At 47.3% G+C, this 25,510-nt stretch carries 19 protein-coding genes; 9 read left to right on the top strand and 10 right to left on the bottom strand.

Features of this window, described 5'->3' with window-relative positions; all coding sequences use genetic code 11:
- Positions 1 to 13: 13 nt before the first annotated feature.
- Together cmk and aroA are read right to left on the bottom strand one after the other, a co-directional pair.
- Positions 14 to 706 (bottom strand): (d)CMP kinase, encoded by a 693-nt coding sequence (gene cmk / locus K0H59_RS10450; protein WP_011622694.1) that lies wholly within the window; start codon positions 704 to 706, stop codon positions 14 to 16.
- A 183-nt stretch (positions 707 to 889) separates the two neighbouring features.
- Positions 890 to 2,170, bottom strand: coding sequence for a 3-phosphoshikimate 1-carboxyvinyltransferase (gene aroA / locus K0H59_RS10445; protein WP_220055485.1), 1,281 nt, complete (start codon positions 2,168 to 2,170; stop codon positions 890 to 892).
- 435 nt (positions 2,171 to 2,605) lie between these two features.
- Here aroA and K0H59_RS10440 point away from each other — a divergent pair, with 435 nt between their 5' ends.
- Positions 2,606 to 3,796 (top strand): amino acid aminotransferase, encoded by a 1,191-nt coding sequence (locus tag K0H59_RS10440; RefSeq protein WP_220055484.1) that lies wholly within the window; start codon positions 2,606 to 2,608, stop codon positions 3,794 to 3,796.
- 239 nt (positions 3,797 to 4,035) lie between these two features.
- Here K0H59_RS10440 and serC read toward each other — a convergent pair whose 3' ends face one another.
- Together serC and gyrA are read right to left on the bottom strand one after the other, a co-directional pair.
- Complete coding sequence (serC, locus tag K0H59_RS10435; RefSeq protein ID WP_220055483.1) at positions 4,036 to 5,127, bottom strand: 3-phosphoserine/phosphohydroxythreonine transaminase; 1,092 nt, start codon at positions 5,125 to 5,127, stop codon at positions 4,036 to 4,038.
- 105 nt (positions 5,128 to 5,232) lie between these two features.
- Positions 5,233 to 7,989, bottom strand: coding sequence for a DNA gyrase subunit A (gyrA, locus tag K0H59_RS10430; protein WP_220055482.1), 2,757 nt, complete (start codon positions 7,987 to 7,989; stop codon positions 5,233 to 5,235).
- A gap of 385 nt (positions 7,990 to 8,374) precedes the next feature.
- On the opposite strand from gyrA, the gene ubiG reads away from it, so the two are divergent.
- From ubiG to K0H59_RS10400, 6 genes are all read left to right on the top strand, one after another.
- Positions 8,375 to 9,085, top strand: coding sequence for a bifunctional 2-polyprenyl-6-hydroxyphenol methylase/3-demethylubiquinol 3-O-methyltransferase UbiG (ubiG, locus tag K0H59_RS10425; protein WP_220055481.1), 711 nt, complete (start codon positions 8,375 to 8,377; stop codon positions 9,083 to 9,085).
- A gap of 1 nt (position 9,086) precedes the next feature.
- On the top strand, positions 9,087 to 9,761 hold the full coding sequence (locus K0H59_RS10420; RefSeq protein ID WP_220055480.1) for an HAD family hydrolase: 675 nt from the start codon (positions 9,087 to 9,089) through the stop codon (positions 9,759 to 9,761).
- Between the two features lie 485 nt (positions 9,762 to 10,246).
- The gene (gene nrdA / locus K0H59_RS10415; protein WP_220055479.1) at positions 10,247 to 12,535 is read left to right on the top strand and encodes a class 1a ribonucleoside-diphosphate reductase subunit alpha; all 2,289 of its coding nucleotides are present in this window, start codon (positions 10,247 to 10,249) and stop codon (positions 12,533 to 12,535) included.
- Positions 12,536 to 12,596: 61 nt separating this feature from the next.
- A complete protein-coding gene (gene nrdB / locus K0H59_RS10410; RefSeq protein ID WP_088211170.1) occupies positions 12,597 to 13,727 on the top strand; it encodes a class Ia ribonucleoside-diphosphate reductase subunit beta in 1,131 nt (376 codons plus the stop codon).
- Between the two features lie 16 nt (positions 13,728 to 13,743).
- The gene (gene yfaE, locus K0H59_RS10405) at positions 13,744 to 14,154 is read left to right on the top strand and encodes a class I ribonucleotide reductase maintenance protein YfaE (protein ID WP_220055478.1); all 411 of its coding nucleotides are present in this window, start codon (positions 13,744 to 13,746) and stop codon (positions 14,152 to 14,154) included.
- 197 nt (positions 14,155 to 14,351) lie between these two features.
- Positions 14,352 to 14,807: a nuclear transport factor 2 family protein gene (locus K0H59_RS10400; protein ID WP_220055477.1), complete on the top strand. Its 456-nt coding sequence runs from the start codon at positions 14,352 to 14,354 to the stop codon at positions 14,805 to 14,807.
- Between the two features lie 101 nt (positions 14,808 to 14,908).
- Here K0H59_RS10400 and K0H59_RS10395 read toward each other — a convergent pair whose 3' ends face one another.
- Positions 14,909 to 16,927 carry an FAD-dependent oxidoreductase gene (locus K0H59_RS10395; RefSeq protein WP_220055476.1) on the bottom strand — a complete coding sequence of 673 codons (2,019 nt, stop codon included), beginning with the start codon at positions 16,925 to 16,927 and terminating at the stop codon, positions 14,909 to 14,911.
- 165 nt (positions 16,928 to 17,092) lie between these two features.
- Here K0H59_RS10395 and sppA point away from each other — a divergent pair, with 165 nt between their 5' ends.
- Entirely contained in the window at positions 17,093 to 18,937 is a 1,845-nt protein-coding gene (gene sppA / locus K0H59_RS10390; protein ID WP_220055475.1) for a signal peptide peptidase SppA, read from the top strand.
- 111 nt (positions 18,938 to 19,048) lie between these two features.
- A complete protein-coding gene (gene ansA / locus K0H59_RS10385; RefSeq protein ID WP_011716958.1) occupies positions 19,049 to 20,062 on the top strand; it encodes an asparaginase in 1,014 nt (337 codons plus the stop codon).
- Positions 20,063 to 20,131: 69 nt separating this feature from the next.
- Here ansA and K0H59_RS10380 read toward each other — a convergent pair whose 3' ends face one another.
- The 5 genes from K0H59_RS10380 to K0H59_RS10360 form a co-directional block, all read right to left on the bottom strand.
- A complete protein-coding gene (locus tag K0H59_RS10380) occupies positions 20,132 to 20,413 on the bottom strand; it encodes a YeaC family protein (protein WP_011716957.1) in 282 nt (93 codons plus the stop codon).
- Entirely contained in the window at positions 20,410 to 20,727 is a 318-nt protein-coding gene (locus tag K0H59_RS10375; protein ID WP_039977219.1) for a hypothetical protein, read from the bottom strand. The genes K0H59_RS10380 and K0H59_RS10375 overlap by 4 nt, the downstream gene beginning before the upstream one ends.
- A gap of 8 nt (positions 20,728 to 20,735) precedes the next feature.
- On the bottom strand, positions 20,736 to 21,863 hold the full coding sequence (locus K0H59_RS10370; protein WP_011716955.1) for a M14-type cytosolic carboxypeptidase: 1,128 nt from the start codon (positions 21,861 to 21,863) through the stop codon (positions 20,736 to 20,738).
- Between the two features lie 180 nt (positions 21,864 to 22,043).
- Positions 22,044 to 22,724 (bottom strand): response regulator transcription factor, encoded by a 681-nt coding sequence (locus K0H59_RS10365; protein WP_220055474.1) that lies wholly within the window; start codon positions 22,722 to 22,724, stop codon positions 22,044 to 22,046.
- Between the two features lie 197 nt (positions 22,725 to 22,921).
- Complete coding sequence (locus tag K0H59_RS10360) at positions 22,922 to 25,483, bottom strand: TonB-dependent siderophore receptor (protein WP_220055473.1); 2,562 nt, start codon at positions 25,481 to 25,483, stop codon at positions 22,922 to 22,924.
- Between the last annotated feature and the right edge of the window lie 27 nt (positions 25,484 to 25,510).

Raw genomic sequence — 25,510 nt, 5'->3', positions numbered from 1 at the left:
TCCAAACAATAATTTAGTTAGTGTTGGATAATTTTTGGTTGATGTAGTTGAGCGCAAGCTCAAGTACTTCATCAATACCTTTATCGCTAGTATCGATAACAAGCGCATCCTCGGCAGGGACCAAAGGGGCCACTGGACGATTCATATCGCGGTCGTCACGCTCGATAATTTCAGCTAAAAGGCGCTCGATATTAACATCGAAGCCCTTGTCCTGCAACTGATTATAGCGTCTTTGAGCCCGCTCCTCTGCAGAAGCAGTTAAATATAATTTAGCCGATGCCGTTGGGAAAACAACCGTGCCCATATCGCGGCCATCGGCGATTAATCCGGGTGCCGTTCTAAAGGCACGTTGACGACGTAATAAGGCTTCCCGCACACGGGGAAATGCCGCCACTTTAGAGGCCGCATTTGAGCATTCTTGAGTACGTATCGCAGTAGTGACGTCTTCACCTTCTAAGATCACTTGAACTGGGTCTTTCTCATTGCCGGTTAAAAATTTCACATCAAGGTGCGCAGCAAGGAGTGTGATGGATTCTTCATTTTCCAGTTCTACATCGTGGTGAATTGCAGCTAACGCCAGCACTCGGTAAATAGCACCACTATCAAGCAGTTGCCATCCGAGATGCTTAGCCAACAATTGGCTAATTGTCCCTTTACCAGCACCACTTGGGCCGTCGATTGTGACTACAGGAGCCCGTTCAGACATACATTCCTCCGCAAAAAATAATCATCATCCGTGAGTTCTTAACTAGAGCCCCGAAAATGAGCGCGCCGCATTGTACAATACAATACAAATAAAATCCGTGGATTTTTTATGAAGTTTAGAAGCCGCTCAAATGCGGCTTCATCATCTTGATATGACCCAAAGTGAGTCTGTTACAGGAAGCGGTTAGGCTTTGAGACTGGCAAATTGGGCAAAATAGTCTGGGAAGGTTTTCGAGGTACAATCGGGATCATTGATGGTGATCCCGCAATCGGCAAAAGCCAGCATGGAGAAGCACATCGCCATGCGATGATCGTTATAAGTGTCAATCTCTGCGGTATTGAGCACCACTGGCGGGGTGATTTGAATATAATCATGGCCCTCTTCCACTAACGCGCCAACTTTACGCAGCTCGGTGGCCATCGCCGCTAATCGATCGGTCTCTTTAATGCGCCAGTTATAGATGTTGCGTATAGTGGTCGTGCCCTTAGCAAACAAAGCCGCAGTGGCAATGGTCATCGCCGCATCGGGAATATGATTCATGTCTAAATCAACTGCGGTTAACGGTGCGCCACGGGCAATAATGTAATCATCGCCCCACTCAATATCGGCGCCCATTTTTTCCAGCACATCGGCAAATTTCACATCGCCCTGAATGCTTAAACGGCCAACACCCGTGACTTTCACCTCACCACCTTTGATGGCTCCCGCCGCTAAAAAGTAAGATGCAGAAGACGCATCCCCTTCCACTAACACTTTACCCGGAGACACATACTGCTGCCCGGCGGGGATTTCAAAGCGAGCATAGTCATGGTTAATCACCTGAACGCCAAACTGTGCCATCAGGGCTAAAGTAATGTCGATATAAGGCTTTGAAACCAGTTCACCTTTGACATGAATATTCACACTGCCCTTAGCGAGGGGCGCAACCATTAACAGCGCGGTTAAGAACTGGCTAGACAGATCGCCAGCAATTTCCACATCACCACCGTTAAGACCGGTTGCATTGATGGTTAGAGGCGGAAATCCTTCATTCTTAAGGTAAACAATATTGGCGCCCAATTGTTTTAAGGCATCGACCAAATCGCCAATGGGGCGCTCTTCCATGCGCGGCTCGCCGGTTAAGGTAAATTCGCCACGGCCTAAGGTGAGCGCAGCGCACAATGGACGCATTGCCGTGCCCGCATTGCCTAAAAACAGCGTTTGCGCGGTATCTGATGAAATCACGCCGCCTAAGCCAGTCAGTTCACAGACAGTATTATTTTGTGATAAGCGGTATTCGACGCCCAACTGCTTTAAAGACGCCAACATATGACGAATATCATCGGAGTCGAGCAAATTGGTTAGCGTGGTGGTGCCTTTGGCTAAGGTCGCTAATAATAACGCGCGGTTAGAAATGCTTTTTGAGCCCGGAATATTGATCTCACCGCGGACTTGCACAACAGGTTCAAGACGTAATTGCTTCATGAATAAATCTTCTTTCTCTTAGGGCGTAACCATCGACGGCACGCTGATTGAAAATAGGTAAATGGCAACCTCACGCTACATGGCGTCAAGTTAAGATTACAAATTAAAGGAGATTGGGGACCTTGTTGGTGCTTCGTCGTTATAAAATTACCGATAGTGACGCAGGATTCAACCGTTTTTTGCTAAAAAACGGCTTTTTAAACCGGAAAATTACTCAAGTCAGTCTAAAAATAACAAAAACACAAAATATCAGCGGTTAAATTGTGAACTAAAGCGTTTTTTGGCAGGCTTTTTTGCCAGATTAATTGGCCATAGTTCACAGTTTTTGCTTTAAATTTTTCATCTATCCACGCTATTCTAGGTTTCAAACGATAAATCACGCATATTCTTTGCAATTCATGTTGTCGCAATATAACCAAAAAGGTAGATGGAGCCATGTTTAACTCACTCGTCGCAATGCCTGCGGATCCTATCCTCGGCCTATTAACCCAATACCGTGAAGACTCACATCCTCAAAAAGTCGACTTAGGTGTGGGCGTATATAAGGATCCCGCGGGAAACACTCCCATCCTTAATTGCGTGAAAAAAGCCGAAAAATTCCGTTTAGACACTGAAACTACCAAAGTGTATATCGGCCCAACCGGTTCACCTCAGTTTAACACCCTGATAACAGAATTAGCCTTTGGCAGTGATCACAGCGCGATTATCACCAACCGCATTCGTACTGTTTCTACTCCTGGTGGTACGGGCGCCCTGCGCGTAGCCGGAGATTTTATTAAGCGCTGCAATCCTAATGCGGTGCTCTGGGTAAGCGATCCCACCTGGGCGAACCACACTGGCTTGTTTGAAGCGGCAGGTATCACCGTTAAAACCTACCCTTACTATGATTACGACACTAAATCATTAAAGTTTGATGAGATGCTCAGCGCGCTTGCTCAAGTTGGCCCGAACGATGTGGTGCTGTTCCACGCCTGTTGCCATAACCCGAGCGGGATGGATTTAACCACTGAGCAATGGGATAAAGTGGTTGCCCTCACCAAGGAGCAAGGTTTTACCCCGCTTATCGACATGGCTTACCAAGGTTTTGGTGATGGTGTCGATATCGATGCCTATGGCGTGCGTAAAATGGCCGCTGCGGTCGATAATATGATCCTGTGTAGCTCTTGCTCGAAAAACTTCGGCCTGTACCGTGAGCGTATCGGTTCATGCTCTGTGGTTGCAAAGGATGCGAACACTGCAAACATCGCGCACTCTGTACTGCTTTACGTGGTTCGCTGTCTGTACTCCATGCCGCCAGCCCACGGCGCGGCTATTGTCGAAACTATTCTCGGTTCAGCAGAGTTAAAGCAAGAGTGGTTAGAGGAGCTCAAAGTGATGCGCGACCGCATCAACGGTAACCGCGCGATTTTAGTGGAAAAACTCAAGGCCAATGGCGTTGAGCGCGACTTTAGCTTTATCGCTCGCCAAAAAGGCATGTTCTCCTTCCTAGGGGTTAATCCTGAGCAAGTAGCACGTTTACAGAAAGAATTCAGCATTTATATGGTGGGTTCGAGCCGCATTAGCATTGCAGGCATTAGCGAAGACAATGTGGATTACTTAGCCAAGTCGATTGCTAAAGTACTGTAACGAGGCTGTTGGGATGAAGCGCCTAAGTTGGCCTAAGTCCCCTAGCCTTCTTTTCGCTATTGCTTAGTGGCAGCTTTGACATAAGTGCCCGCTTTCATATCAACCTATAGCTTTATGCAACCAATAAAAAACGAATGCCTAGGCATTCGTTTTTTTGTCTCACTTTACGCGGTTAAAACTGACTTTATTCGACGCGTATCAATCTGCTAGTTAAGCAAGGTAAGCTCTATTCACAAAGCTTAACTATGCTTTGCCGCAAATTCGTTCATAAAACTCACCAGCGCGGCTACGCCTTCAAGTGGCATCGCATTGTAGAGGCTTGCACGCATGCCACCGACGATTCGGTGCCCTTTTAAGGCCACTAGGCCCGCCGCTTCGGCCTCTTTTAAGAAGGCGCCATCAAGGGATTCATCCGCCAGTTGGAAAGTCACGTTCATTTGTGAGCGGTTTGCCGCGACGACACCATTTTTATAGAAAGGATTGGCATCGATACAGGCATACAGCATTTGCGCTTTTTGCTGATTGACTTTCGCGATACTGGCCACACCACCTAAGGATTTAAGCCAGGCAAATACTTCAGCCGCTAAGTACCAGGCAAAGGTCGGCGGCGTATTGAACATAGAGTCATGCTCAACGGCTAAACGGTAATCCATGATGGATGATTGGGTTAAACTCGGCAGTTTCAACATATCATCACGCACGATCACGATGGATAAGCCCGAAGGACCAATGTTTTTCTGTGCGCCAGCATAGATTAAACCGTAACGACTAACATCAATTTCACGAGACATAATGGTAGATGATAAGTCGGCGACAATCGGCCATGGACTGTCTAACTCATCAAAAATTTCGATACCATCAACTGTCTCATTTGGGCAGTAGTGCACATAACGGTAATCGGCATCAATCTTATGCAGCTCAGGCAATACTACCGCATTGAGTCCATTATGTTTTTCAACAATATTAAGGCTATCAATTTGCGCGTCACCCGCCAGCTTTTGCGCTTCGGCTAATGCCGCAGAAGACCATTGACCACTGACTAAATACAGGGCTCGGCCTTGGTTGCCTAAAAAATTATTCACAACGGCAGAGAACTGACCGCGACCACCGCCGTGCATAAACAGCACATGATAGTTCTGTGGAATATGCATCAGCTCGCGTAAATCCGCCTCAGCTTGCTTGGTCAGCGCGATAAATTCCTTACCTCTGTGGCTGACTTCCATCACGGAGACACCTAGCCCATTCCAATCGAGTAATTCCTGTTGTGCTTTTTTCATTACCGCTGCGGGTAACATCGCAGGACCTGCACAGAAATTATAAATCGCGCTCACTGCCACTCTCCTTATTTACAAACCATGATATTAGAATTCATAAAATAAAACGTTGCCATGAAAAAAACGAGCGTCCAATTGGACGCTCGTTTTCATACTCTCGAATTAGTCTTCGTCTTGCTCGTCGTCAAGCTCTTCGTCTTCGTCTAATTCTTCTTCCAGTTCATCTTCTAAAGGCTCTTCTTGAACAGAGTCACCTTCAGCGACAACTGGAACGATTGGCATACCGTTTTCATCCAATTCGACCTCATCTTCGTCGCCTTGGATCTCATCGATACGCTGCAGACCAACCACTTTCTCGTCACTTGCGGTACGGATAATGGTCACACCTTGGGTGTTACGGCCGATAATAGACACACCGTTCGCTGGCGTACGCACAAGCGTACCTTTGTCGCTGATCAGCATGATTTCGTCATTGCCGCCAACTTGTACCGCGCCAACCACTGCACCGTTACGCTCGCTCACCTTGATCGATACCACACCTTTGGTCGCGCGGCTCTTCGATGGGTATTCGGACAGTTCAGTACGTTTACCGTAACCGTTTTCGGTCACGGTTAAGATAGCGCCATCACCCTTAGGTACGATAAGAGACACTACTCTTTGACCTTCTTCAAGCTTGATACCGCGAACACCGGTCGCGCCGCGGCCCATTGGACGCACGCCCTTGAAGTTGATTTGTGGGTTGCCTTCTTCGTCCAGTACTGGGTTGCCGTTTTCATCGAGTACGGCCACTTCTTCGCCTTCTTTAAAGCGAACCACTTTACCTTCGTTCGAGAACAACATGATCTCATCATCACCGTTGGTGATATCGACACCGATCAGTTGGTCACCGTCTTTCAGGTTCACGGCGATAATGCCATTAGCACGTGGGTTGCTGTAGGCTGTCAGCGCAGTCTTCTTCACGGTACCGTTAGAGGTCGCCATGATGATGTACTTATCTTCTGCGTATTCACGCACCGGCAGAATCGCCGTAATGCGTTCACCATCGGACAGCGGCAATAAGTTAACAATCGGACGACCGCGCGATGTGCGGCTCGCCAGCGGTAATTGATAGACCTTGAGCCAGTACATCTTACCGAAATCTGAGAAGCACAGAATGGTATCGTGAGTATTCGCAACCAGCAGTTTTTCAACGAAATCTTCGTCTTTCACCTTAGTCGCGGCTTTACCCTTACCACCACGGCGCTGGGCTTGGTAATCGCTCAGCGGTTGGTACTTGGCGTAACCTAAGTGTGACAGGGTCACAACCACGTCTTCTTCGTTGATTAAGTCTTCAAGACTCATATCAATTTCATTGGCATTGATGACAGTGCGGCGGGCATCACCGTATTCAGCAAGAATTTCTTCCAGCTCTTCTTTAATCACTTCCATCAAACGCTCTGGGCTTCGCAGAATAAACAGCAGACCTGCTATGAACTCGAGCAGCTCTTCGTATTCGGCGATGATCTTATCGTGCTCAAGACCAGTTAAACGGTGTAAACGCAGCTCAAGAATCGCCTGAGCCTGTTGCTCGGTCAGGTAATATAAGCCATCACGGATACCGAATTCTGGCTCTAACCATTCAGGACGCGCCGCATCGTCACCCGCTTTTTCAAGCATGCCCTGCACATGGCCAAGTGCCCAGCCCTGCTCAACCAGTTTCACTTTCGCATCGGCTGGGGTTGGCGAGGCTTTGATCAGCGCAATAATCGGGTCAATGTTGGCAAGTGCGACCGCTAATGCCTCAAGAATATGGGCACGTTCGCGCGCTTTACGCAGTTCGAATACGGTACGGCGAGTTACCACTTCACGGCGGTGCAGGATAAAGCACTCAAGCATTTCTTTTAAGTTAAACAACTTAGGCTGACCATTGGTCAATGCCACCATGTTGATACCAAAAGAACATTGCATTTGTGTCTGGGCATAGAGGTTGTTCAGAACAACTTCACCCACTTCGCCGCGTTTGATTTCGATAACGATACGCATACCGTCTTTGTCAGACTCGTCGCGCAGGCCGCTGATGCCTTCAATCTTCTTATCTTTCACTAACTCAGCGATTTTCTCGATGAGTTTAGCCTTGTTCACCTGATAAGGAATTTCGGTGACGATAATGCGTTCACGGCCGTTATCTTCGGTTTCGACTTCAGCCAGTGCGCGCATCACTGCGCGGCCGCGACCCGTCTTATATGCATCGATAATGCCTTTACGGCCATTGATAATCGCAGCCGTTGGGAAGTCAGGGCCTGGAATATGTTCCATCAACTGTTCAATAGACAGCGCAGGATCGGCAATTAGCGCTAAACAGCCTTTAACGACTTCGGTTAAGTTGTGAGGCGGAATGTTAGTCGCCATACCTACCGCAATACCCGATGAACCGTTGATTAACAGGTTAGGGACACGTGTCGGTAATACAGCGGGAATTTGTTCTGTGCCATCGTAGTTGGGCACATAGTCAACGGTTTCTTTTTCAAGATCGGCGAGGAGATGGTGCGCTAACTTGTCCATACGGATTTCGGTATAACGCATTGCCGCTGCGGAGTCACCGTCAACCGAACCGAAGTTTCCTTGACCGTCGACTAAGGTGTAACGCAGAGAGAAAGGCTGAGCCATACGCACGATAGTATCGTAAACCGCCGAATCACCATGGGGGTGATATTTACCGATCACGTCACCGACCACACGGGCAGACTTTTTGTACGGCTTGTTCCAATCGTTCTTCAATTCACTCATGGCAAACAGCACGCGGCGATGCACAGGCTTGAGGCCATCACGCACGTCTGGTAATGCACGTCCCACGATGACGCTCATGGCGTAATCAAGGTACGAATTCTTTAGTTCGTCTTCGATATTAATTGGCGAAATAGATGATGCCAGATCAGTCATAAACTGCTCGTTCCCCTGAAAATTAGCCGACAACGTATAATCCGTATCATTGAGCGGCCCAAAAACGTGATTTGGCATTCTAACACAGTTATTTAATGTCGCCAGACCTATCCTACGTGAATTGCGAAGGATGTGGCTTAATAGATGAAAACACTGTCAATTTGCCCTTTTAAACCCGATAAAACCCGTTGTTAATGGCGAAATTGAAGCCAAGACTTGATTAATCTCTGAGCAGAAAAACCGCTCTGCTTCACAAAGTGTTGAAGAATTAATGATAATTGCTGAAATTTCACTCAACCACAAAGACTTAGGATCAGCCAATACTGTGTTTATCCCCCATTGTCGTTATAATAGCCGCACAATGACAGCCGTAATAGGTAATAGCATGCAACAGAATACCAACGTGGACCCGCAGGAAATCGCAAAGTTTGAACGTATGGCCGAAACCTGGTGGGATCTCAACGGCGAGTTTAAGCCGCTGCATCTATTAAATCCCCTGCGCCTTAACTATATCGATCAAACGGCGGGCGGGATTTTTGGTAAGAAAGTGCTGGACGTCGGCTGCGGCGGCGGCATTTTATCCGAAAGCATGGCGCGCATCGGCGCGATCGTTCACGGCCTCGATATGGGTGAAGAACCATTAGAAGTCGCGCGTTTACATGCACTGGAAACTGGCGTGAGCATCAATTATGTCAAAAACACTGCCGAGGCCCATCGGGAAGAACACCGCGAATACTATGATGTGGTGACCTGTATGGAGATGCTCGAGCATGTACCAGATCCACAATCAGTCATTCAAGCCTGCTGCGATATGGTTAAACCCGGCGGTTTTGTGTTTTTCTCAACCATCAACCGTAACATTAAGTCTTTCGTCGAGACCATTATCGGCGCCGAGTACCTATTAAAGATGCTGCCCATTGGCACCCATGACCATAATAAGTTCATCAAGCCATCGGAACTCATGGCCTTAGTCGATAACACCGATCTTCTCTGTAAAGATGCACTTGGGATCACCTATAACCCACTGACGGGGATCTTTAAGTACACCCCAAAGGTCGATGTTAACTATATGATCGCGACGCAAAAGGTAGATTAAGATGAGCTTAGCTGAGGTTAAAGGAGTCTTATTCGACCTTGACGGTACCCTTGCCGATACCGCGCCGGATCTGGTTCAGGCCCTTAACCTCAGTTTGTTGGATGTCGGTATCGCGGCAAAAAACCTCAAAGACATGCGTAGCGCCGCCTCCCATGGCAGCTTTGCCTTAGTCGATGCGGCGATTCCCGGCGCGGATGACGCCCTGCGCACTCAAGTACAGCAAGGACTCCTCGCACACTATCAAAGGATCAATGGCGACCATTGCCAGTTGTTTGATGGTATCGCACCCCTGCTCGATTGGCTCGAGTTATGCCGTGTGCCATTTGGGGTGATCACTAATAAACCCGCCCGCTTTACTCGCCCTCTATTGCATAAACTTAAGCTCAGCTCGCGTATGCCGGTGATGATCAGTGGCGATTCGACTCGTTATCCTAAGCCCCATACCGCACCTATGCTATTGGGCGCGCAGCAATTGCAATGCCGGCCACAGCAAATCCTCTATTTAGGGGATGCAGAGCGGGATTTACTCGCAGCCCAAGCGGCGGGCATGCTCGGCGGTGTGGCGTTGTGGGGATATTTAGGTGAGGCCGATACACCCGATGCATGGCCTGCCTATGCGCAGTTTACCTCGCCATCGAGTTTGCATTCGGCCTTAAGCCAAGCATTAGCGAAATAGCAGTTACGAATTGACTCGTGCTAATTGCTCAACTGAACCATTAATGACGAAATTCTGCCCCATTTGCGGGTAATGCAATTTAGGCTAAGGGTCAATCCTTGCGATCGCGATCGCTGCTTATTTTAGCGATCGATCACACGGTGAAATTTGCGCAAAAAAACGTCATCAATGTCGCACGCTAATCTCAATTTGAGCTTCAGGGTTAGTCATCACTAACGCTTTTCTTTATCCTCAAGATATCCACAAGATACCCCCTGAATTGAGACTTGCAAATAGCGGCAAACCTCACTATCTTGTATCTCAGATTATTTAAAACACCATATCTTGTGTATAGGTAGCAATCAGACACACTAGAAGTTCCCCGTTAAATCGACTATCTCCTGCATAGTCAGCAGTATTAAGGGTTTTCAGGTTGATTGTTTTACAAGGAAACGTACGGTGACTTAGTTCACCTGAACAGATATCAGAACCAAGGCCTCTCTTCAATGAATAGCAATATGACAGTCACAAAACGCTGTGGTGCACGTGAGACAATCGATCTCGATAAGATACACCGCGTAATTACTTGGGCAGCCAAGGGATTAAAAAACGTTTCTGTTTCTGAAGTTGAACTTCGCACGCATTTACAGTTTTTCGACGGGATCCCAACCGAAGCTATCCACGAAACGATCATCAAATCTGCGGCGGATTTAATTTCCCCAGAATCACCGGATTATCAGTTTCTGGCTGCGCGCTTAGCCGTATTCCATTTACGTAAGAAGGCCTTTGGTCAGTTCGAGCCGCCAAAGTTATACGACCATGTGACTAAACTGGTCGAGCTAGGCAAGTATGATATGCATATTCTGCAGGATTACACCCGCGAAGAACTCGATATCATGGACAGCTATATCGACCATTGGCGCGATATGAACTTCTCCTACGCGGCGGTAAAACAGCTCGAAGGTAAGTATCTGGTACAAAACCGTGTGACCCACGAGATCTACGAGAGCGCCCAGTTCCTCTATATTCTGGTGGCGGCCTGTTTGTTTGCCCGTTATCCAAAAGAAACGCGCCTGCAATACGTTAAAGATTTTTACGATGCGGTATCGACCTTTAAGATTTCGCTGCCCACGCCAATCATGGCGGGTGTGCGTACGCCAACACGTCAATTCAGTTCATGTGTACTGATTGAATGTGGCGACAGCTTAGATTCCATCAACGCGACCGCCTCTTCTATCGTGAAGTATGTCAGCCAACGCGCGGGTATCGGTATCAACGCCGGTCGTATCCGTGCATTAGGTAGTCCAATCCGTGGCGGCGAAGCCTTCCACACCGGTTGCTTACCTTTCTACAAGTATTTCCAAACGGCGGTAAAATCTTGCTCGCAAGGCGGCGTTCGTGGTGGTGCTGCGACCCTCTTCTACCCTATTTGGCACTTAGAAGTGGAATCCCTGCTGGTACTGAAAAACAACCGCGGTGTTGAAGATAACCGTATTCGCCACTTAGACTACGGCGTGCAGCTCAACAAGCTGATGTACCAACGTCTGATCAAAGGCGAAAACATTAGCCTGTTTAGCCCATCGGACGTACCAGGTCTTTACGATGCCTTCTTCGAAGATCAAGACGAATTCGAACGTCTGTACCTGCAATATGAGCAAGACAGCAGTATTCGTAAGAAGACATTGAAAGCGGTCGAACTGTTCTCATTGATGATGCAAGAGCGTGCTTCAACAGGCCGTATCTACATCCAAAACGTTGACCACTGTAATACCCACAGTCCGTTCGACTCGAAAGTCGCTCCGATCAGACAATCTAACCTTTGTCTTGAAATCGCGCTGCCGACTAAGCCGTTGAACAACATTGACGATCCAAACGGTGAAATCGCGCTCTGTACACTGTCAGCATTAAACTTAGGTGCGATCAAAAACTTAGCCGAGCTTGAGCCATTAGCCGATTTAGCGGTACGTGCACTGGATAACCTACTGGATTACCAAGATTATCCAATCAAAGCGGCTGAAATTTCATCGATGAACCGTCGTACCTTAGGTATTGGTGTTATCAACTTCGCTAACTACTTAGCGAAGAATGGCATGAAGTACTCCGATGGTAGCGCGAACAACCTGACTCACAAGACCTTTGAAGCGATTCAATTCTATCTGCTCAAGGCGTCAATGAATCTGGCGAAAGAGCAAGGTGCGTGCCCATTATTTAATGAGACCACTTACGCCCAAGGTATTTTACCTATCGATACCTACAAACGTGATTTAGATAAGATTTGCAGCGAGCCATTGCATTTAGACTGGGAAACACTGCGCCAAGACATCAAGCAGCACGGTTTACGTAACTCGACCCTGTCTGCGCTGATGCCGTCTGAAACGTCATCACAGATCTCAAACGCGACTAACGGTATCGAACCGCCACGCGGTTTGATCAGTGTCAAAGCCAGTAAAGATGGCCAGTTAAAGCAAGTGGTGCCTGATTTTGATGAGCTGAAATACAACTACGAGCTGCTATGGCAAATGCCAAGCAACGAAGGTTACTTACAGCTCGTGGGTATCATGCAGAAATTCGTTGACCAAGCAATTTCGGCCAACACTAACTATGACCCAACGCGTTTCGAAGGCCGTAAGGTTCCGATGCAGACTCTGCTGAAAGACTTACTCAATGCCTATAAGTTAGGTGTAAAAACGCTGTACTACCATAACACTCGCGATGGTGCATCGGATCAACACGATGACATTACCAACATAGAGAAAGAAGATGACGGCTGTGCTGGCGGCGCCTGCAAAATCTAATCTTCAATGTTAACGGTTGCGGGATCCCTTTGGGATCCCGACTTATTGGAATACTCGTACCATGACCTACTCTACTTTTTGCCAAACACCCAACGATGCCACCCGTGAACCTATGTTCTTCGGACAATCGGTTAACGTCGCTCGTTATGACCAACAAAAATATGAAGTGTTTGAAAAACTGATTGAAAAGCAGTTGTCTTTCTTCTGGCGCCCAGAAGAAGTTGACGTGAGCCGCGATAAAATCGACTACAACTCACTGCCAGATCATGAAAAGCATATTTTTATTTCGAACCTGAAATACCAAACGCTGCTCGACTCTATCCAAGGCCGCTCACCTAACGTGGCGTTTCTGCCCTTAGTGTCGCTGCCGGAATTAGAGACCTGGATTGAGACTTGGTCATTCTCCGAGACCATCCACTCGCGCTCTTACACGCACATTATTCGCAATATCGTGAACGATCCTTCCGTGATTTTTGATGATATCGTGGTGAATCAAGAGATCCTGCGCCGCGCGACTGACATTGCCGAATACTACGATCACTTGATCAAGCTGACGCAGGTTTACCACCTGTTAGGCGAAGGCACCCATGTGATCGATGGCGAGCCGATTGAAGTCAACACTCGCACGCTAAAAAAAGCGTTGTACCTGTGCATGATGTCAGTTAACGCCCTCGAAGCGATTCGCTTCTACGTCAGTTTTGCCTGCTCATTCGCATTTGCAGAGCGTAAGCTCATGGAAGGTAACGCGAAAATTATTCGTCTTATCGCCCGTGACGAAGCACTGCACTTAAACAGCACCCAGCATATCTTAACCATTATGCAGGGCGGCAAGGACGATCCTGAAATGGCCGAAATTGCTGCGGAATGCCAACAGGAAGCCTATAACCTGTTCCTCAAGGCCGCCGAGCAAGAAAAAGAATGGGCAAAATACCTGTTCAAAGACGGCTCAATGATCGGTCTCAACGAACAGATCCTCTGCCAATACGTTGAGTACATCACTAACCAACGGATGAAGTCAGTTAACCTGCCACTGCCCTATGCCGAGCAGTCTAACCCACTGCCTTGGATGAAGAACTGGCTAGAGAGTGATGCCGTACAAGTAGCACCACAGGAAGTTGAAGTATCATCTTATCTTGTCGGTCAAATCGATTCGGCCGTCGACAGTGATGAATTCCTCGATTTCGATCTCTAACGGGATTTGATTGCTTATGGCTAAATCGAACCTGCTGTTAAACAACCCCTTTGCGAAGGCGCCGATTGTGCGCCTTCAAGGGCAACCTGTGCTGCTGTTTACCGAGCAGCACAATTCGTTGTTACAAGCACTCGAAGCCAAAAAAGTGACCATTTTCTCTGAGTGCCGCAGTGGTTTTTGCGGCGCTTGCAAGACCCGTATTATTAGCGGCAGCGTCAGCTATTTAACCGAGCCTTTAGCCGAGCTTAAAGCCGACGAATGTCTGCCCTGCTGCTGTATTCCTAGCGAAGATTTAGAACTCGATTTATCCCCCGAAGGTGCTGCAGTGGTGACCTATGCTTACGATAACAGTCGCGCCCAAACCCCATCGACACGTAAAACCGCCAATCTCAAAGCCGTTCCTCAGCAAGAAGTAGTAGAAGACTAATAGAGTCGTTTGCTACGGATTCGTATTGACGAACATCTTCCCTGCATAACACCTACTGTTCAGCAAAAAGACAACATCTTTGCGGATTCCCAAACGCTTTATCACTCGTCCTTGTTCGCTTGCCAAAAGATCATTATGTTATTGCTTTCCACTTACTTTTACTTTGTTTTAATGGACTAGTATTTCCAAGGAGATTTATGGGACAGTTAATCGCAATCATCTTGCTGCTTGTGTCAATGAGTGCGTTTTCGAGTGAAGATAACCTCGTTGCCGAGCTGAAGGACATGGATAGCAAGGTATTTGATTCATTTAATCGTTGTGCCGATGAGCAACAACTCAAGTTGCACGAGAGTTACTTTGCCGAGAAGGTCGAGTTTTACCATGACAATGGTGGTGTGACTTGGGACCGACAATCGATGAGCAACAACACTAAAAACTATGCCTGCGGCAAATACACCCGCTCACTGGTTGAAGAAAGCTTTCAAGCCTATCCGATCAAAGACTTTGGCGCGATAACTGAGGGCATTCATAAATTTTGCAGCCTAGAAACAGGCAGTTGTGATGGTAAAGCCAAATTTTTAATGCTCTGGCAACGCACCAATGGCCAGTGGCAAGTCACGCGGGTCGTGAGTTATGGGCATTTGCCCAACTAAGCAGATGACCCACTCATTCTGCTTGGCCCTTATCTTCATATCAATCAACAAAAAAGCCTGAGTTAAACTCAGGCTTTTTATTGGGTGAAAATGCTTAACAACTAGAGTAGCATCGCAAGCTCGGCGCCTTGACGAATGGCGCGTTTCGCATCGAGCTCGGCGGCCACATCGACACCGCCAATCAAATGCACAGGAATACCCGTTGCTTTCATCTCATCGACTAAGGTGCGGTTAGATTCTTGTCCGGCGCAGAGGATCACATTATCCACGGCCAATACTTCGGTTTGCTCGCCAACGCGGATATGCAGACCCGCATCGTCAAACTTGTCATAGTTGACGCCGGTTTTCATTTTCACATCGTGCTGTTTTAACACTAAACGGTGGATCCAGCCGGTGGTTTTACCTAAACCTTGGCCCATCTTAGAGGTCTTACGTTGTAGCAAGTAGACTTGTCTATGATCGCTATTATCGACTTCAGGCTCGGCTAAACCACCCGCATGCTGATATTGCTTGTCTATGCCCCACTGCTTTAACCATTTTTCAGGATTGAGGGTGCTCGACTCAGATTCGCAGAGGTAATGCGCCATATCAAATCCAATGCCGCCAGCACCAATCAGGGCCACTTTGTTGCCAATCGTGGCTTGGCCCGTCAGTACCTGTTGATAATCAACCACTTTGGGGCTATCAAATCCTGGCAAGCTTAACTCGCGCGGGACCACGCCCGAGGCGATAACGATTTCATCAAATATTTCGGTTTCCAGCACCTTAGCATCTAAACGGGTATTTAAGCGTAAATCGATTTTATGGAGTTTGATTTGATTGAGGAAATAACGAATCGTCTCGTTAAACTCTTCTTTTCCTGGGATTTTACGTGCCAGATTAAACTGCCCACCCACCTCGGACTTCGCCTCAAAGAGCACCACTTCATGGCCGCGCATCGCCGCATACACCGAAAATGCCATCCCTGCGGGACCTGCGCCCATCACTGCGATACGCTTCTTGTTATTGGTGGGTAAAAAGTTAATTTCGGTCTCATAACAGGCACGAGGGTTGACCAAGCAAGTGGCACGTTTCAGTGAGAATGTATGGTCCAAACAGGCCTGATTACAGCCGATACAGGTATTGATAAGCTCTGGCGTGTTGGCCGCCGCTTTATTCACAAACTCAGGATCGGCCAAAAACGGCCGCGCCATAGACACCATATCCGCTTGACCAGAGGCAATGATTTGCTCGCCAATCTCAGGCGTATTGATACGGTTTGTGGCAATCAAGGGCACTGAAACCGACTGTTTAAGTTTTTCAGTTACCCAAGCAAAGGCGCCACGGGGCACGCTGGTCGCAATCGTTGGCACACGGGCCTCATGCCAGCCAATGCCTGTATTGATAATCGACACACCCGCATGCTCTAGCCACTTGGCCAATTGCACGACTTCATCCCAAGTGGAGCCGTTGTCGACTAAGTCGAGCATGGATAAGCGGAAGATAATTATGAAATCTTTGCCCACTTTGGCGCGAATGGCATTCACAATCTCTATCGGAAATTGCGCGCGTTTTTCAAAACTGCCGCCCCATTCATCGGTGCGGGTATTAGTGCGCGAACTGATAAATTGGTTGATCAAATACCCCTCTGAGCCCATCACTTCAACGCCATCGTACCCCGCTCTTTTCGCTAAAGCGGCAGAACTGGCGTAATCCTTAATGGTGGCGCGAACTTGACGGCTCGACATGGCCGAAGGCGTAAAGGGAGTGATAGGCGATTTGATTTTACTCGGCGCCTGCGAAAAAGGATGGTAACCATAACGCCCCGCATGCAGAATTTGCATACAGATTTTACCGCCAGACTCATGCACCGCTTGAGTCACAATGCGGTGTTTACCTACTTGCCAAGGGAAACTCAGCTGACAAGCATGGGGAGTCAAGCGACCACGTAGGTTTGGTGAGATACCGCCGGTGACAATTAAACCGACGCCGCCTAACGCGCGCTCTTTATAAAACGCTGCCAGTTTCTCAAATCCGCCCTTTTCTTCTTCTAAACCCGTGTGCATGGAGCCCATTAACACACGATTTTTGAGCTGGGTGAATCCCAGATCTAAGGGTTCTAATAAATGGGGAAACGACATTCAAACATCCTTTTTAAACAAGTGATTTAAATGAGCATACCTTGAGTCAAATGTAAGCTCAACTGTTGCTAGGGGGTTAAAAGTTAAAATCCTTTACAATTGTGTTTAGCCAGTGAGGGGATTTTCAGTTAGCATTGGCACATTCGATAAGCAAAGGAGTGGCTAATGTCCGCTAACCCATCGTTTTTCAAGAGAATATGTTTATTTATATGGAACACCCTCAACGGGATCCGTAAATTCATACTCAACCTGATTTTTTTTGGCTTCCTGGCCATCATCCTCATTACTATTGGCAGCAGTGAGGATATTCAGGTCGAAGAGAACTCAGCATTGGTACTTAATCTAGCGGGTTCCATTGTCGATCAAAAACAGCAGGTCGACCCAATTGAAGCCGCACTTAAGCAAGGCAATAACGGCAGTAGCGATGGCGAAATCCTGCTGGCGGATATTATCTATGTGATTGATAACGCGGCGCACGATAACAGGATCAGCACCATAGTCTTAGACTTAGCCGAGCTGAAACGCGCAGGGATCAGTAAATTACAATCCATTGGCGATGCCCTGAATCGTTTTAAAGAAAGCGGTAAAAAGGTGGTAGCAATTGGAAACTATTACGAGCAAAACCAATACTTTCTTGCAAGCTTTGCCGATACCATTTACCTCAATCCACAAGGCAGCGTCTCTCTCGATGGCTTAAGTATGTATAACCAATACTTCAAGTCTGCCCTTGAGAAGCTCAAGATAAAGGCCCACATTTTCCGCGTCGGCACCTTTAAATCCGCAGTAGAACCATACATGCGTGACGATATGTCCGATGCGGCCAGAGAAGCCAGCAGCGCCCTACTTGCCGATGTTTGGCAGAGTTACACTCAAACTGTGGCGGAAAATCGCCAAATCGATGCCAATACCTTAGTGCTCGACTCGGCAAATTACCTCGCGCAACTCGATAAGGCCGAAGGCGATTCCGCCACTATGGCAATCAATATGAAATGGGTCGATACCCTAGCGACCGATGAAGAGTTCCGTAAAGTCATGCTCGATACCGTGGGTAAAGAGAAGTCGGGTGACAGCTTCAAACAAGTCAGCTTTTACGACTATTTAACCTTAGTGACACCTCTGCCAAGCTTCGTTGAACAAGACAGTGTCGGCATTATCGTTGCCAGCGGTACCATTTTAAATGGCAGCCAACCCGCCGGCCAAATCGGTGGTGATAGCACCGCAGAGCTGTTACGCAAGGCGCGATTTGATAAGCATATCAAAGCGCTAGTTCTTCGAGTCGACAGCCCTGGCGGTAGCGCCTTTGCCTCAGAGCAAATCCGCCAAGAATTACTCGCCCTCAAAGCGGCGGGTAAACCTGTGGTGGTGAGTATGGGTAGCCTTGCGGCGTCCGGCGGCTATTGGATTTCGGCCAGCGCAGATTATATCTTCGCAACGCCAACCACACTGACGGGCTCTATCGGGATCTTCGGGATGATCACCACCTTCGAAGATTCACTCGCCAGCTTAGGCATCCATACCGATGGTGTATCGACCTCCGAATGGGCAGGTTTGTCCGTGACTCGTACCCTCTCGCCACAAATTGAATCGGTTATCCAGCGTCATATCGAGCGTGGTTACTTAGACTTTATCTCACTGGTCGCTAAGGAACGTAAAATGACCTTAGAACAAGTGGATAGCATCGCCCAAGGCCGTGTGTGGAGTGGTAAAAAAGCCCTAGAGTTAGGTTTAGTGGACGAGCTTGGCGATATCGACCAAGCCGTTGCCAAAGCCGCTAAATTGGCAGATTTAAGCCTATTCGATACCCGCGTAATTGAACAAGAGCTCACGCCTGAACAGCGTTTTGTGCAGCAAATGTTTGCCTCTGTGTCAGCCTATTTACCCGCTTCACTCAGCCATTCAACACTGCTTGAGCAAATGCTGGCTCAATGGACTGGCAGCTTAAAGACCATCGCGGCCTTTAACGATCCTAACCATGTGTATGTGTATTGTGACAGCTGTGCGATCAACTAACGCAGACTCAAGATGAAGGACACAAAAGCCCGATTGCCTCGGGCTTTTTTATTGGGTTTATGCCTGCAAAATCGTATAATTAGCTCACTTGCAGCTAAGATAACGACAAGAATGACTAAACGCTCCATTTACGTCGCCTATACGGGCGGCACCATAGGCATGCAAAAAACCGCGAATGGTTTTGCTCCGGTGGCGGGTTTTTTGACCCAATGCGTCCAATCCATGCCCGAGTTCTACCATGACGAAATGCCTGAGTTTGTGATCCACGAGTACTGCCCGCTCATCGACTCATCAAACATGGCTCCGACCGACTGGCAAATGATCGCCGATGATATTAAGGCCAATTACGATAAGTACGATGGCTTTGTGATCCTCCACGGCACTGATACCATGGCCTATACCGCATCGGCCTTATCCTTTATGCTTCAAGGCCTGTCAAAGCCTGTTATTGTCACCGGCTCCCAAATTCCTTTGGCACAGCTGAGATCCGACGGTCAAACCAACCTGCTCAACTCTTTGTATATCGCCGCCAACTATCCAGTGGCGGAAGTGTGTTTATTCTTTAATAACAAACTGTTCCGTGGCAATCGTTCCACCAAAGCCCATGCCGATGGCTTCGATGCCTTTGCCTCGCCTAACTTCCCCTTACTGCTTGAAGCGGGGATTAAAATTAATCTGCGTGCAGGTAAAATTGCCACACCAAGCGATAAGCCTTTGGAAGTGGCTAATATCAGCCCACAGCCCGTCGGTGTAGTGACTCTCTACCCTGGTATTTCGACACAAATTTTTGAGAACATTCTGCAACAACCCGTAAAGGCACTGATTTTACTGACCTTTGGCGTCGGCAATGCACCGCAGGATGCGGCATTACTCGATACCCTAAAGCAAGCGGATGAACGTGGAATTGTGTTAGTGAACCTAACTCAGTGTTTCCAAGGCAAAGTGAATATGGGCGGTTACGCTACGGGCAATGCCCTCGCCAAAGCTGGGGTGATCAGTGGGGCAGACATGACCATTGAAGCCGCACTGGCTAAGTTGCATTATCTGCTGTCGAAAAACCTAAAGCCGAGTGAAATTAAAACTGCCATGTTGCAAAACTTGGTTGGTGAGCTCAGCCCCGACTAAAATTGAAACGTTACCCATGAAAAAGCCCACATTCGTGGGCTTTTTGTTGTTTAAGCATCAACTCTGCTATTACAGCTCGTCAGCTTTAAACTCGGCAATCGACTCACCACGGAATTGTTTCTTCAACTCAGCCTTCGACAGCTCATTTAATTTGCCACCGGCCGCTATGGTGAAATGCTCAGTTTGATCTAAGCGGCGCGCCTGATAGAGCATCACCACTTGAAGAGTCGATTCACGCTGGGCTTCGGTTAATACTGTACCATCTTCCCATTTGCCTAATTCAGCGGCGCTACGCAGCCTTTCATAGACTTCTTCGGGCATTTGGTCGATTACTTGATTAATGTCGGTCATACACTCTTTCGCTTATGTAATACGATTCTAACGCGGGTAATTAAATAACCCACAAAACCAAAGACAAAACAGATGGCGCCAATGGTCGCGCGCAAGCCTTCGGCAGGCTCTCCGCCCCAAAACCAAATCACCACCCCCGCAATAAACAGCGTCATGGCCACAAAGCTTTGGTTCATTAAGCTGCTGGATTTTTGGATATGACTGATCCGTGCGAGCGAGCTATTGTCACCATTGGTTTTTGCCTCACAATGCGGGCAAGCTGGCGCTTTGCTCGACATCCGTTTACGGCAAATTGGACATTCGATTAATGCCATAGTCGCACCTATCTTAACTTATCAACCACGGCGAGCATGGCAATTAATGACGCTTCGCCTAAATAAATGCTTCGCTCTGGCGACCAACCCACAAATGGATCTTGCAGGTTGTTGTTGTCTTTAAAAGGCATTTCTAAGGTGTTCGACAAGCAATCAAACGTTTGCGCCACCCAATTAGAGGCCACGGTCAAGTTGGCTTGACCAGGCTCATCTTTAGCGTAACCAAACTCGGTTTGGAAATCGGCACTGGCCAAGGTTAATGCCTGACTAAAATCAGCTTGTAGCTGTGCCAATCGCTCATTGTAAGCGGGAACGCCTTCACAACCCGCGAGGAATACATAGGGCAGGCCTTCATCGCCATGGACATCGTAAAATAAATCTACGCCCGTTTGCTGCATTTTATGCACTACATGGTAAACCTCTGGGCTTCTTTCTAAGCTCGGGGTTTGCCATTCACGGTTAAGGTTAACCCCAATCGCATTGGTACGCAGATGACCTCTTACGCTGCCATCCGGGTTCATGTTAGGCACAATGTAGAAGTTCGCTTTATCGAGCAGCGCTTTTGCCGTTGGACAATCGTTATCCAGCAGACGATTCACTAACCCTTCGACTAACCATTCCGCCATGGTTTCACCGGGATGTTGTCTTGCGGTGATCCAGATATTGCGTTTATCAGGATTACCATCGCCCACTTTCATCAGGGTGATATCGCGGCCATCTAAGGTCAGACCTAAATGCTCAAGATTAACATCGGGATGCAATTGTGCGTTGCTGAGCAGATCTAAATGACGCTCGTAGCTGTAGGGCGCAAAGTAGGCGATTTGAATCGCATCACAATCAAGCGCTAACTGAATGCTCAGTTTGCCATCGATATATTGGGTTGGCACACGGAACCAATGCTGGCGATCGTAACTGGCGACCGCATGGTAATCTTGCCAGCCCTTAGGATAGGAAGCGGTGCCCGCATTGATGATATTTAAGGTGTATTGATTACCCACCTCACCTTCGAATCGGAAGTTGAACCATTGATAAAACTCACCGCCCGCATCGGGACGGATTGCCAGTTGAATATCGTCTTTATTATCAAGATTAATGACTTGGATATTTCCGCCATCAAAATTGGCACTGATCCGCATAATGATTCCTACTTGGTTATTCATGTGAGGGTAATGATGCTGAATACGCATCTACTATAATGCCCGTTAGAATAAACCAAATCCGTATCAGGGGAAAATGAAAGCGACTAAAATTGCCTAAGAAGCCAGCAGTCGCGCTGTAATTCATCAGTGCCTAGTTTGTTAACCTCTCGCAACACATCAAGCGGAAAAACTGTATCCTTGACCACGGACCGTATTGATTAATGTCCGCGGTAAACGGGTATTCGCCAGCTTGCGCCTTGTATTACTGATATGCATATCCAAGTTACGATCGAAGCGGCCTAAGTCCTTCTGCAATACGGATTTTTGCAGTTCTTGCTTAGTGATCACTTGCCCCTTACGCTCGAACAGATATTTAAACAACCTAAACTCTGTTTGGGTGAGGTCCACGGCATTTTTGCCAATAGTGATCCTATAGGCAGCCTCATCGAATTTGACTGGCTGGATTGTCGCCTGCTCGATTGCCATTGGCTCTATGGCGCGCGGGATTAATCGACGCTCTAAGGCATGCAAACGCACCAATAACTCTCTAATGCTAAAGGGTTTCGTTAAGAAATCATCCGCACCAAGCTCGTAGCTTCGGATCCTGTCAGCCTCATTATCACGGGCAGATAACATCATGATAGGCGTCATACAGTCCCTCGCCTCTAATAGTGAGAAACCATCCATTTGCGGCATCACCAGATCGAGCATAATAATATCGGGCATAAAGCTGCGGATACGTTTGAGCCCTTCAACGCCATTTACGGCACATTCAACTTCATGTCCCTGTGTTTTCAGCGCCTCGGTTAACCAAACTCTGAATAATGGATCATCATCGACTAACAGTATTTTACTCATCCCTAAACACCAAACGAGAATCAATATCATTTATGTTACCATAATTAAAAATATGTCTCTAGCATTAGAAGATGATTAAAAATCAGTTTTAGTTTAATTGTGATCAAGTTGGCAGCGATAGATAATGGCCTGTAACCTTTTGCACCAAAACAAAAAAGCGCCCGAAGGCGCTTTTTAAAGGTTGGTTCTATTTTAGATTAGAACTTAACTGTTACACCACCGTAAATAGTACGGCCGATAGTGTCGTAAACTTCTGGAACAGTACCAGCATCACTTCCGTTAGTTACGTAAAGAGGTTTCTCATCAGTAAAGTTCTTCACACCTAAACTAACAGTTGTGCTGTCATTTACATGGTAAGTACCAGAAATGTTGTGATACAGAATTGAATCTACACCTCTTACTGCAACGAATGGGTTATCGTTCGCATCATAGTCAGTGTAAACATCATCCATTGATCTGATATAACGGTTGAAGTACATCACGCTCCAATCATCTTGACCTGCAGAGATGCTGAAGTTGTTACGTACGCGGGCATAAGCTCCCGTATTACCATCGATTGTGCCAGTATAGTTTTCACCATCCTGTTCGAACTTAATCAAGTAAGTAGTATCGTTACTCACTTTCCAATCTAAACCAAGTAGCTCAAAGTTATAAGCTAAGTTGAAGTCAACACCGCTGGTGTCCTGTGAGCCTACGTTAGTCAGTGCACTTGTTAAGTTGAATAAGTCACCATCAGCTGTGATATTGAATGTGCTACAAGCTTCCGCATCACCACCATGACACGCGTCTAAACCAACTTGTACGTCTGCACGAGCAATTGCATCAGTGACTTTGAAACGCCAGTAGTCAAGAGTCACTGACATACCATCGAGGTAGCTTGGTGAGTACACTAAACCAGCAGTATAAGACTCTGATTCTTCAGGTTTCAAATCAGGATCAGATGTACGATTCACTAAAATCTGACCAGTTTGCTCACTCAGAGGTAACCAAGGATTCGTTAAATAATCAAATGAACCTGAGTTACCGCCATACAGCTCAGCAACGCTAGGAGCACGGAAACCGGTCGCTGCTACGGTACGAACCATCAGCTCATCAGTCGCAGTGTAAGTTAAACCAATTTTCCAAGTGGTTGCTTTACCGAAAGTTGAGTAATCGTCTAAACGAAGTGCAAATTCACCCGTCAGTTTTTCAGTAAATGGTACGCTCACTTCTTGGAAGATAGAAATAACGTTGTAGTTGCCACTTGTAGGATCTTGTTGAGCGGCAGTACTGTCACCTGCAACAACAATTGCATCTGGATTGTAGAAACCACTTTCACGACGGTATTCAGCACCGATAGCGAAACCCACGGCTCCAGCACTCAGATCGAATAATTCACCGTTTAAGCCTGCAGATAATGTTTGCTGCTCATTACCACCCGTCTCTTGCTGGTCATAAGAAACATCCTTCATAGCATCAGTCAGAGGGGTTCCTTCAAACCATGCATATGGATCTGCATAGATTGAATTAGCCATTAATGTTGCATTAATAGAGTTAGCAACACCTGTCTTAGCTTCGTTCTTACCAAATGTGTAATCCACATTCCAATTCATACCCGTATGAACGTCTAAAGAACCTGCTAAACCAGCTGATAAACGCCAAGTATCAGTATCTTGGTTATAAATACGCGGGCCAACATCGTTCATACGTCTGTTGTATTGCACTTGTCCACGGGCATCAGCCTTGATCCCCGCATCAATCATGCCCTGGTCAAGGGTTAGGCAACCAGCAGTTGGATCTGTTACTCTTGGATCGCCACACACATTCAATTTGATTTGAGCTGGCTGCGCTGCAAGTTGTTGGTTAGAACGGCGATTGGTATAAATAGCATCCGCAGTCAGAACAACATCATTGCCTAGCTCTTGCGTCATATTGGCAAATAAGCTACGACGCTCGCTTGGTGTTTGGAAATAAACGTCATCAGAGTAGTTATAACCTGTTGTTCGATTAACCCAATTACCATTGGCATCGATAACTTTTTGGTTCAATGCACCTGTTGGAATAATTGAACTGGTATTATCCAATGGATCATACCAATCACGGTCACCTTGAATCACACCACGACGATCTGAGTAAGCTGCACCAAAAGTGTAGTTACCGCCTTCAGTATTGAAGCCATACAGCGCGCTGATGTCACCGTTTTCGCCGTCACCTTTGTCGGTACCGCTGCCGTTGAAGTCTAATTGGAAACCATCGAAATCTTTCTTGGTGATGATGTTCACTACACCGGCAATCGCATCAGAACCGTATACCGCTGAAGCACCGTCTTTCAGGATTTCAACGCGAGCGATCATTGCAACTGGGATAGAGTTTAAATCCACAGCACTGTCAGCACCTGAACCTGAATTCACCATGCGACGACCGTTTAGCAATACGAGAGTACGTTGTGAGCCCATACCACGTAAGTCAACTTGTGCAACACCGTCCGCACCGTTGTTGGTGGTTGAACCAACCGCAGCACCCGCCATAGAGGTTTGAACTTGTAACATTTGGTCTACAGAGGTAAAGCCTTCGGCTTTAATTGCAGCAGCATCAATAACGGTAACAGGAGAAGCTGTTTCCATATCTTGACGTTGAATACGTGAACCCGTGACTTCAATACGTTCTACTTTTGCAGTCTCTTCAGCTGCAAATGCGCTTGATGCGACAAAGGTACCAGCAGCAATTGAGCTAACGACAGCTAAATTAATAGCCGACGCAACTTTGGTTCTTTTGATCATGAATGAATGCTCCCTAGATCTTACTAT

The sequence above is a fragment of the Shewanella sp. FJAT-51649 genome, from assembly GCF_019457435.1.
In the GTDB taxonomy this organism is placed as follows: domain Bacteria; phylum Pseudomonadota; class Gammaproteobacteria; order Enterobacterales; family Shewanellaceae; genus Shewanella; species Shewanella mangrovisoli.
Note: the sequence above shows the minus strand (reverse complement) of the source record. Positions and strands in the feature narration are given on the sequence as shown.